General features: G+C 61.4%; 13 protein-coding genes. 1 reads left to right on the forward strand and 12 read right to left on the reverse strand.

The genetic code is table 11. The annotated features are described in order from the left end of the window. Positions 1–18: 18 nt before the first annotated feature. Together AAC023_RS05745 and AAC023_RS05750 are read right to left on the reverse strand one after the other, a co-directional pair. Positions 19–951, reverse strand: a complete 933-nt coding sequence (locus tag AAC023_RS05745) for an SPFH domain-containing protein (protein WP_339739060.1) — start codon at positions 949–951, stop codon at positions 19–21. Between the two features lie 63 nt (positions 952–1,014). Then, on the reverse strand, positions 1,015–1,497 hold the full coding sequence (locus AAC023_RS05750; protein ID WP_339739062.1) for a peroxiredoxin: 483 nt from the start codon (positions 1,495–1,497) through the stop codon (positions 1,015–1,017). A gap of 99 nt (positions 1,498–1,596) precedes the next feature. On the opposite strand from AAC023_RS05750, the gene AAC023_RS05755 reads away from it, so the two are divergent. Then, on the forward strand, positions 1,597–2,184 hold the full coding sequence (locus AAC023_RS05755; protein ID WP_339739064.1) for a YqgE/AlgH family protein: 588 nt from the start codon (positions 1,597–1,599) through the stop codon (positions 2,182–2,184). A 4-nt stretch (positions 2,185–2,188) separates the two neighbouring features. Here the strand turns inward: AAC023_RS05755 and AAC023_RS05760 are convergent, their stop codons facing one another. The 10 genes from AAC023_RS05760 to coxB form a co-directional block, all read right to left on the reverse strand. Then, a complete protein-coding gene (locus tag AAC023_RS05760; RefSeq protein ID WP_339739066.1) occupies positions 2,189–3,325 on the reverse strand; it encodes an EAL domain-containing protein in 1,137 nt (378 codons plus the stop codon). Further along, entirely contained in the window at positions 3,322–3,900 is a 579-nt protein-coding gene (locus AAC023_RS05765; RefSeq protein ID WP_339739068.1) for a GNAT family protein, read from the reverse strand. The genes AAC023_RS05760 and AAC023_RS05765 overlap by 4 nt, the downstream gene beginning before the upstream one ends. Before the next feature lie 51 nt (positions 3,901–3,951). Continuing rightward, positions 3,952–4,635, reverse strand: coding sequence for an SURF1 family cytochrome oxidase biogenesis protein (locus AAC023_RS05770; protein WP_339739070.1), 684 nt, complete (start codon positions 4,633–4,635; stop codon positions 3,952–3,954). A gap of 45 nt (positions 4,636–4,680) precedes the next feature. After that, the gene (locus AAC023_RS05775) at positions 4,681–4,977 is read right to left on the reverse strand and encodes a DUF983 domain-containing protein (protein WP_339739072.1); all 297 of its coding nucleotides are present in this window, start codon (positions 4,975–4,977) and stop codon (positions 4,681–4,683) included. A gap of 77 nt (positions 4,978–5,054) precedes the next feature. Continuing rightward, on the reverse strand, positions 5,055–5,894 hold the full coding sequence (locus tag AAC023_RS05780) for a cytochrome c oxidase subunit 3 (RefSeq protein ID WP_339739074.1): 840 nt from the start codon (positions 5,892–5,894) through the stop codon (positions 5,055–5,057). A gap of 70 nt (positions 5,895–5,964) precedes the next feature. Further along, positions 5,965–6,528, reverse strand: coding sequence for a cytochrome c oxidase assembly protein (locus AAC023_RS05785; protein WP_339739077.1), 564 nt, complete (start codon positions 6,526–6,528; stop codon positions 5,965–5,967). Then, a complete protein-coding gene (locus tag AAC023_RS05790) occupies positions 6,525–6,782 on the reverse strand; it encodes a hypothetical protein (RefSeq protein ID WP_339739079.1) in 258 nt (85 codons plus the stop codon). The genes AAC023_RS05785 and AAC023_RS05790 overlap by 4 nt, the downstream gene beginning before the upstream one ends. Beyond that, a complete protein-coding gene (locus tag AAC023_RS05795) occupies positions 6,779–7,774 on the reverse strand; it encodes a heme o synthase (protein WP_339739081.1) in 996 nt (331 codons plus the stop codon). The genes AAC023_RS05790 and AAC023_RS05795 overlap by 4 nt, the downstream gene beginning before the upstream one ends. Positions 7,775–7,779: 5 nt before the next feature. After that, positions 7,780–9,408, reverse strand: a complete 1,629-nt coding sequence (gene ctaD, locus AAC023_RS05800; protein WP_339739083.1) for a cytochrome c oxidase subunit I — start codon at positions 9,406–9,408, stop codon at positions 7,780–7,782. A gap of 14 nt (positions 9,409–9,422) precedes the next feature. Next, on the reverse strand, positions 9,423–10,259 hold the full coding sequence (gene coxB / locus AAC023_RS05805) for a cytochrome c oxidase subunit II (RefSeq protein ID WP_339739085.1): 837 nt from the start codon (positions 10,257–10,259) through the stop codon (positions 9,423–9,425). Between the last annotated feature and the right edge of the window lie 135 nt (positions 10,260–10,394).

A 10,394-nucleotide genomic window follows, 5' to 3' on the forward strand; every position in this document is an offset into this window, starting at 1 on the left:
TCTTCAAATTACCGCGACTCACGCCTTGCGGGTCGTCTCCCGGATCGCTTCATGCGCGGCCTTGCCGAGCTCGCCGACACCGGTGATCGTGCTGAGGATGTTCGAGAATTCCGCCGGAATGATGACGGTGCGTTGCTGATCGCTGGTCGCCAGCTTGCCAAAGGCCTCGATATATTTCTGGCCAAGAAAGTAATTGATCGCCGAGACATCGCCGGCGGCAATGGCGTTGGAGACCAGCTCGGTCGCCTTGGCTTCGGCTTCCGCTTCCCGTTCGCGAGCTTCAGCGTCGAGGAAAGCACTTTCCCGGCGGCCTTCGGCCTCGCGGATCGCGGCTTCCTTCTCGCCCTCGGCGCGCAGGATGGCCGATTGCTTGGCACCTTCCGCCTCGAGAATTTCGGCACGTTTCAGGCGTTCGGCCTTCATTTGCCGCGCCATCGCCTCGGTGATGTCGTGCGGCGGCGACAGATCGCGAATCTCGATCCGCGTCGCCTTGACGCCCCAGGGATTGGTCGCCGAATCGAGCACCATCAGCAGGCGCGCATTGATCTCGTCCCGCTTCGACAAGGTCTCGTCGAGATCCATCGAACCGATGACGGTCCGCACATTGGTCAGGCAGAGATTGAGGATGGCGAAATCGACATTGTCGACTTCATAGGCCGCGCGCGGCGCATCGAGCACCTGGATGAAGATTACCGCGTCGACCGAAACCGTCGCATTGTCCTTGGTAATGACATCCTGGTTGGGCACGTCGAGGACGCGCTCGCGCATATTCATCTTATAGCCGATATTGTCGATGAACGGCATGATGAAATGGAGCCCCGGCTTGAGGGTCCGCGTGAAGCGCCCGAAGCGCTCGACGGTGAATTCCTTGCCTTGCGGCACGGTCTTGATGACCGAGGCGATGATCGCCAATACCAGCAATAGCAGCACACCAATGATGACGAGATCCATGCGAACCCTCCCTTAGCCGTTTCGGACCGGGCCCATGCCCGGTCCGCTATGCCTCAATCCAGGCTAGAGCTGGCCGAGGATATGATCAGCCGAAGACACCTTGAATTCGCCCGGTGCCTCGACATTCAATTCGGTGACGACGCCATCCTTCGCGATCAGCGAGAAGCGCTGGGCGCGGGTGCCCATGCCAAAGCCGGTGCCGTCCATTTCCAGGCCGACCGCCTTGGCGAAATCGCCATTGCCGTCAGCCAGCATCAGAACATCTTCGCCGACGCCCTGGTCCTTGCCCCAGGCATTCATGACGAAGACATCATTGACCGACATGCAGGCAATGGTATCGACGCCCTTGCCCTTGATCTCGGCCGCATGCTCGACAAAGCCGGGAAGATGCTTGGCGGAGCAGGTCGGCGTATACGCGCCGGGCACCGAGAACAGCGCGACGGTCTTGCCGCCAAATACATCGTCCGTACTTACCCGGTTCGGGCCGCTCGCCGTCATGGTCATGAAGCTGGCGTCCGGAATGCGATCTCCCACCGAAATGGTCATGGCTGTTTCTCCTGCTGAAAAGACTAGTCGCGATAGCGCACGGCAAGATAGCGGGAACGCCGCTGGACGCATCCCCCTTTTTGGCCGCATCATGGAATTATGAGCAGTCCTGATTCAAATCCGCCGGCCGACGGCTTCCTGAACGGCAAATTGCTGATTGCCACACCGGGCATTGGCGACCCGCGCTTTGACCGTTCCGTGATCCTGATGTGCGATCATTCGGCGGAACATGCGATGGGCATCGTGCTCAACAAGCGTGTCGAGGGGCTGCACCTGCCCGAAATCTTCGAACAGCTCGGTGTCGAAACCACCAGGGACACGATAGACCGCCCGGTCCTGCACGGCGGCCCGGTCGAGCGCCAAAGGGGTTTTGTCCTGCACACCAATGATTTCGAGACCCTCGACTCGACCCTTGCCGTCACCGGCGAAATCGGCCTGTCCTCGACCAAGGACGCGCTCGATGCGATGGCATCAAGCACGCCCCCGCGCTGCGCGATGCTGGCGCTGGGCTATGCCGGCTGGGGTTCGGGCCAGCTGGAGGACGAGCTCGCGGCCAATGCCTGGCTGGTCGCCGAGGCCGATGAAGCACTCGTCTTCAGCCCGGACATCGATGGCAAATGGGAGAACGCGCTGGCTGTGCTGGGCGTCACACCCGAGCATTTGTCCGGCACTTCCGGCACGGCCTGACGCATCAGGCCGGTGGCAGGAAGCGGCCCTCCAGCCCGTGGCGCACGGCGAGCAGGGCCTGATCGGGTGCCAGGGCCCCGGCATAGCGATAACCCTGGCCGAAATCGCAGCCCATCGCCCGCAAGCCTTCAGCGATCTCGGCACTCTCAATGCCCTCGGCAACGATTTTCATGCCGAAATGCCGGGCCAGCTGGATCACCGATTGCACGACCGTGCCGGCGCTTTCATTGGCGGCCATGGCCCGGACAAAATAGCGATCAATCTTGACGACATCGAAGGGCAGCATTTCCAGGCGCGCCAGCGAGGAATAGCCGGTGCCGAAATCATCAAGCGCGAGCGCCACTCCGCCAGCCGCCAGCCGCGCCATCACACCGGCGGCTTGATCGGGGTCACGCATGATCTCGGTTTCGGCAATCTCGAGCTTGAAGGCCCCGGCCGGCAATTCCGCCTGGCGCACGGCCTCAAGCAGAGCGTCCGGGAATGCGGGCGAAACCAGTTCGCTCACCGTCGCATTGGCGGCCACAAAAAGATCATTGCCGCCCGCGCACACTGTTCGCCACAGCGACAGATCGGCGATCGCCGAAGCGCGCACTTCGGTACTGATCCGGTCAAGCAGGTCGAGATCATCGGCCATGGCGAGAAAGTCCTGCGGCGCCAGTACACCAACGCCGGGGCGCTCCCAGCGCGCCAGCGCCTCGAAGCCTGCCAGGCGCCCGGTCTCGAGAGCGATAATGGGCTGGTACCAGGCAATGACTTCGCCGGCGGCGACGCCGTTGGCCAGCGCGTGTTCCTCGCGAATGCGCAGTGCGCCCTCGCCGCTGAGCCCGGCAGGCGTCATCAGCCCCTCGAATCGCTGCTCGCCGACCCGGCGGCCGAGCAGGCGGGCATAGGCCACGCTCCCGGCCTCACCGATCAGCCTGATCCGCAGATCGAGCCTGTCGCCGCGCAATGCCGCGTCGAGACAGGCATGATCGGCCGGGCCGAGCCGGGCGCAGAACGCGGCCCAGTTGAAAAGCTTTTGCTGCAGGCCAAAGGGTTCAAGCGCGCCGGTAAAGCGAATCTGGCCTCCACCATCGAGCCCGATCGCGAAGGCGACAGCTCCGGCGGCGCGGGCACCGGTCTCGAAGTCAACCGATGTCATAATCGCGGATCAGTATTGAGAAGCGCAAAACGGTCATGATCGCGCCATTCACCAGCAATGTTGAGGAAAGCCCGCGAGCGGCCCTCAAACTGGAAGCCGACGCTCTTGAGCAATTTGCGCGACGCCTTGTTCTCCGGACGGCAGGCCGCCTCGACACGATGCAGGCCCAGGCTGTCGAAGGCAAAGGCCAGGATGCGACGCACCGCCATGCGCGTATGGCCCTGGCGGGTATAGGGCGTACCAATCCAGTAGCCGATATCCGCGCTCTGCTGGACCCCGCGACGGACATTATTGAGATTGCAGGCGCCGAGCAGGACATTGTCACGGCTGCGGACGACGAAGAAAGGATAGCCGGCACCGGATTGGCGGTCGATCTGATAGCGTTCCAGCCGCCGCTTGAAAGCGCTGCGGCTGAGCTCGTCTGCGGTCCAGGCCGGTTCCCAGGGTTCGGTGTGTGTGCGGCTGGCGCCACGCAGCTTGGCCCAGCTCTCATAGTCCTCGAGTGTCGGCACGCGCAGGCGAATGCCCTGAGCCATCAGGGATTCTTCGATTTCCGCATCGCGCCAAAGTGCCACTCGCCTACTCCCGTCTTGCCGTTTCGATGACGGCGGCTTGCGCTTCGCCTGTCACGGTCTTCCGGCCACACCCAGCCGCCCGCTGGCGAGGTGCAAGCCCAGATAAACCCCGATCAATGCCGCGGCCAATCCGAACCAGGTCACCGCATAGCCCAGATGCTTGGACGGCGGAGTCTGGCTCAGGCTGGACGGCAGTCCCAGATCGGCCCGGGCCCAGACATCGAGCACCTGGTCCGGATCGGTTTCGAGCGCCCGCGCCATCATGTCCCGATCGAAGATATACCACTGATTGGTATCCGGATCGTTTCCACTCGCGAAACTTCCCGGTCTCGGCAACAGTTCGATACGCCAGGCTTGCGGCCGGGCGATGATATTGCCGTCGAGATCCTCGAAGCCGGTCTCCACGAACAGAAAGCCTGGCGCGGTGTCGGCATTGCAGGCCGGGGCCGGCATTAGCGAGACCCGGACCCAGCCCGGCTGGTCGCGCAAGGTATAATACCGCAATTGAGGGCCAGCGAGCGGCGCAGGCGCGGTGATGCTCGGACCGAAAGCACCGGTATGGTCGCCGCACAGGGCTTGCTGGAATGAAGTCACGGCGCCGCGCCCGGCATAGGCGGCGATGAGGTCCGTTTTCCAGGACATCCTCTGCATTTGCCACACGCCCAGCGATACGAGCAGGGCCAGCGCCAGAACCGAGAAGACTGTCAGAACGGGGAGCGGTCTGAAATATGGCATGAGCTTCGTCCTTGCCGCCCGGACAAGGCCGGGCCGGAGCCGGGCCTATTCGTCGAGCTGGCCCTGTTGTGCACCATGCTCGAACTGCAATGCGAAGAGCAGGCCCTTCAACGGACGCAGGCACAGAATGGACGCGCCGAAGATAAACGGGACCTGGATGATCATATGCCCCCACCAGGGCAGGCCCCGGAAGGCGACCGCCGTCAGCAGGAAGAGCACGATGGCGAGAAAACCGACGATAAACAATGCGAACACCGCTGCGCCATCGCCGACATCGGCGCTCTCGAAATCGGCACCGCAAGCATCGCAACGCGGCGCGAGCGCCAGCAGCCCCTTGAACATGGCACCCTCCCCGCACTTCGGACATCGGCCCGTCAGGCCGGCGACGAAGGGGGAGGGTTTTTCCATGTCAGTCCTGATTATTGATAGACGACGTAGACGAAGGTGAAGAGGAAGAGCCAGACCACGTCAACGAAGTGCCAGTACCAGGCCGCAGCCTCGAGGCCGAAATGCTTCTTGGCACTCATCTGGCCGGCCATCAGGCGCAGCAGGCAGACGGCGAGGAAGATTGTGCCGATGATAACGTGGGCGCCATGGAAGCCCGTCGCCATGAAGAAGGCGGAACCATAGAGATTGCCCGAGATCGAGAAGCCGGCTTCGGCATATTCGATCGCCTGCAATGCCGTGAAGCAGAGGCCGAGAATGACGGTCAGCAGCAGGCCCAGCTTGGCGCCCTTGCGGTCGTCATGTTGCAGCGCATGGTGAGCCCAGGTGACGGTGGTGCCCGAGAGCAGCAGGACCAGCGTATTCATCAAGGGGATGTGCCATGGATTGAAGGTCTCGATGCCCGCTGGCGGCCAGGAGGACAGCGCCGGATCGATCCGGACATCATGGAAGATCGCGTATTCGAAGAAGACCCAGAACCAGGCGGCAAAGAACATGACTTCGGAAACGATGAACATGATCATGCCGTAGCGCAGGCCGATATCGACCACAGGCGTATGATCGCCGCGATTGGACTCCTTGATCACATCGCCCCACCAGCCGATCATCGTATAGATGACCACGGCGAAGCCGAGGATCAGACCGCCCCATGCGCCATCGGCATAGAGGATGCCGAGCGGATGATCGGCACCGACAAGGCCCTTCATATTCCCGACAGCGCCAAGGGCGAGAAGGAATACACCCAGCGAGCCGACAAACGGCCACGGGCTCGGATCGACCAAGTGGTAATCGTGCTTTACGGCATGCCCAGCCATCGCGAATCTCCTGCGACTTCAAATCAGTCCTGTCAGGCGGTGATAACCGCGACGGGACAAAGGTTCAATGCTAAGGCGCGGCATCGCTTGGCGAAGACGCAGCCTCATCGGTTTCAAAAAACGTATAGGACAGGGTGATGGTGTGAACATCATCCAGAAAACGTTCCTCGGCGATCAGCGGATCGACAAAGAAGAGGACCGGCATATCAATGCTTTCCCCGGGCTCAAGCGTTTGTTCTGTAAAACAGAAACACTCGATTTTCGAGAAATAGGTCGCCGCCTTGAAAGGCGCAACATTATACGTCGCCACGCCGGTGATACGGTGATTGGAGATATTGGTCGCGCGATAATAGGCCAGCCCGCTCTCGCCGACATTGAGGGTCAGCGAGCGCTGCACCGGCTCGAACTGCCAGGGCAGGCCGCGACCGGTATTGGCGTCGAACAGGACGGTCATTTCGCGGTCGAGCACTTCACCCGCTTCGCCGAGGGCGACCTGGGTTGTGCCGCCATAGCCGGTCACCTGACAGAACAGGCTGTAGAGCGGCACCGAAGCGAAGGCCGCGCCAACCATGGCGACCGCGGCGACGCCGGCAAACAGGGCAACGCGCGCATTCTTGTCCAGGCGCGGCTTCATACTGCACCCGCCTCGGCAAAATTCTGCCCGATACGGATCACGGTGACGACGAAGACCAGGGCGCAAAAGGCCAGCAGGCTCAGTCCGATCGCAATATTGCGGCGCTGACGCGCAGCGGTCTGTTCCGGTGTCAGCTTGACGAATTCGCCGGTCGGCACACCTTCGCGGGCCAGAAATCCAGACACTTTCGACCGTTCGAGAGGCGTCGCCGCCTTCACGTCGTCCTCAAGCTCCTCATCCCTGATATCACTCATCCGCCAACTCCCGGTACCGCCATATAGGCACCAAATCCGTGCTCAATAATCAATGCGGCAAAAAGGACGGTGAGGTAACCGATGGAATAGGCGAACAGATCGCGCGCGGCCTTGTCGCCGACGCGAACGGCATAGAGCGCGCCCTCCTCGGCCGAACCGGCTTCACCGGCGCGCGAGTTGAAGACGCGCCAGGCCAGCAGCAGGAAGAGTGCGCCGCCACCGAGCGAGGTCAGGGCATAGGCGATCCCGCCAAGTCCGGTCAGGACCGGGGCACCGGCGAAGACAACCAGCACGATGGAATAGAGCAGGATTTGCAGCCGCGTGGATTTCGGGCCCTTGGCAACCGGCATCATCGGGATGCCGGCGGCGGCATAGTCGCCGCACTTGTAGAGCGCCAGCGCCCAGGTGTGCGGCGGCGTCCACAGCAAGATGATCATGAACAGGATGAAGGCATCGAGCGAGATCTCGCCGGTCGCAGCGACCCAGCCGATCATGGGCGGGAAAGCCCCGGCGGCGCCGCCGATGACGATATTCTGCGGCGTCGAGCGCTTGAGAAACATCGAATAGATGACGGCGTAGAAGAAGATCGAAAACGCGAGAAGCCCGGCTGCGAGATAATTGCTCGCCAGCGCCATCATCATCACCGACAGGATGGAGGCGATAATGCCGAGGCCATAGGCATCGGCCTTGCTGACAGCACCGCGCGGGATGGGCCGCTTGCGGGTGCGTTGCATGATGGCATCGATATCGGCGTCATAGGCCATGTTGAGCGCGCCGGCAGCGCCAGCGCCCACAGCCAGGCTCAGGATCGCGATCGCTGCCAGCACCGGATCCATGGCGACCGGTGCAGCCACCAGACCGGCGCAGGCCGTGAAGACGACCAGCGTCATCACGCGCGGCTTCATCAGGTCAAAATAGTCGCGGGGCGAGGCCGTCGAAACGGCCCCGCCCTCAGTGCGATGAACGCCGGGATTGGTGGAGGTATCCGCCATGGCGCCTATTTGATCCGTGGCAGCTCGTTGAACTGGTGGAAAGGCGGCGGCGAGGACAGGGTCCACTCCAGCGTCGTGGCACCCTCGCCCCATGGATTGGCGTCGGCCTTGCGACGGCGAAGGGCCGCCTCGATCAGCACGGCGAAGAAGAGCACCATACCCACCAGCATGATGACATAGCCCCAGGACGAAACGCTGTTCCAGAAGGCAAAGCCGTCCGCATAATCGACATAGCGGCGTGGCATGCCCTGCAGCCCCAGGAAATGCTGCGGGAAGAAGATCACATTGGCACCGATGAAGAAGAAGGCGAATTGCAGCCGGGCCAGGATGGAATTGTATTTCACGCCCCAGATCTTCTCGAACCAGTAATACCAGCCGGCAAAGATCGCGAACACGGCGCCGAGCGACAGCACATAGTGGAAGTGGGCAACGACATAATAGGTGTCATGCAGCGAGACGTCGATGCCGGCATTGGCCAGCACGACGCCGGTCACACCGCCAACGGTGAACAGGAAGATGAAACCGATCGCCCACAGCATTGGCGTGCGCAATTCCATCGAACCGCCCCACATCGTGGCAATCCAGGAGAAGATCTTGATGCCGGTCGGGACCGCGATCACCATGGTGGCCGCAACGAAATAGGCCTTCAGGTCAACCGGCATACCGACGGTGAACATGTGGTGCGCCCACACGATGAAGCCGATCGCACCGATCGAGACCATGGCATAGGCCATGCCGAGATAACCGAAGATCGGCTTCTTGGAGAAGGTCGAGACAATGTGCGAGACCATGCCGAAACCGGGCAGGATCAGGATGTAGACTTCCGGGTGGCCGAAGAACCAGAACAGGTGCTGGTACATGACCGGATCGCCGCCGCCGGCGGGATCAAAGAAGGCGGTACCGAAATTGCGGTCCGTCAGCAACATGGTCAGGGCGCCGGCGAGGACTGGCAGCGAGAGCAGAAGCAGGAAGACGGTGACCAGGATCGACCAGGCAAACAAGGGCATCTTGTGCATGGTCATGCCCGGTGCGCGCATGTTGAAAATCGTGGTGATGAAGTTGATCGCGCCGAGGATGGAACTGATACCGGCAATGTGCAGCGACAGGATCAGCAGATCCATCGCAGGGCCCGGATGCCCCATCGTCGAGAGCGGCGGATACATGACCCAGCCACCACCGAAACCATTGGCACCGCCAGCGCCCGGCACAAACATCGACATCAGCGCCAGCGCAAAGGAGAAGGGCAGCAGCCAGAAGGAGATGTTGTTCATGCGCGGGAAGGCCATGTCCGGCGCGCCGATCATCAGCGGCACGAACCAGTTGCCGAAGCCGCCAATCATGGCCGGCATGACCATGAAGAAGATCATGATCAGGCCGTGCATCGTCGTGATGACGTTATAACCCTGGGCATCGCCGAAGAAGCCGCCGAACGCCATGCCGTCGAAGACCTGCAAGCCGGGCTCGGCCAGTTCCCAACGGATCAGTCCGGACATTCCACCACCGATAATCCCCGCGATAATCGCGAAGATCAGGTACATCGTGCCGATGTCCTTGTGATTGGTGGAGTAGACCCAGCGCTTCCAGTCCCACATGCTTGGGGTGTGAGCGTCGTGATTTGCGGCGTCAGCAGACATGGTTCAGCCCATTCCTAATCGAGTTGCGCCAGGCGCGTATTCCGCGCGGCTTCGTATGCGGCAATTACGGCATTCGATTCATCCGTACCCGGCTCGGCCGCGATCCAGGCGTCAAACACGTCCTGGGATACGACATGAACCTCGATCGGCATGAAAGCATGGCCCAGACCGCACAATTCCGAGCACTGACCGTAGAAAGTGCCTTCCTCGGTCACCTGGAACCAGGACTCATTGATGCGGCCGGGAATAGCGTCAATCTTGGTCCCGAAAGCCGGCATCGCGAAATTGTGGATCACATCCGTCGCGGTTACCTGCAGGCGGACGACGGCATCGACCGGCACGACCAGCGGATAATCGACCGAGAGATTGCGGTGCTGGCCCGGCTGGAGATCTGCTTCGGGAACCATGATGGAGAGATATTCCATCGCGCCCTGGTCGGGATACTCATAGGTCCAGTTCCACTGGTTTCCGGTCGCCTTGATGGTGAAGTCGGCGTCAGGAATTTCTTCTTGATAATAAAGAAGCGGGAAAGAGAAGACCGAAATCGCGATCAGGATCACAACCGGCAAAGCGGTCCAGACCACTTCGAGCAGCGTATTGTGACTGCTCTTGCTGGGGACCGGATTATTCTTCGAATTATAGCGCCACATGCACCAGACCAGCAGGGCCATGACGAAGAGCGTGATCGGAACAATGATCCACAGCAGCAAGGTGTGGAACTCAGTGATCCGCTCCATAATCGGAGTCACGGCGCGCGGGAGATTCAATCCCCCGTCCGCCGGCACGTTCAGCGCCAGGGCGGAAGTGGTTGCCGTGATCCAAGTGAGCACAATTGCGGTCAAGAAACGCATGGCTTCCCCATACAAGTCAGGCGTGAAGGTGAGGAAACCCTCACCGATGGCGGCGGAATATAGAGATGGTCACTGACGCTGTCAGGTCACCAAGCACACTTTTTGTAGCGCGTTGAGCAGGGCTTGGTCCAATTT

Source organism: uncultured Maricaulis sp. (assembly GCF_963976135.1).
Lineage (GTDB): Bacteria > Pseudomonadota > Alphaproteobacteria > Caulobacterales > Maricaulaceae > Maricaulis.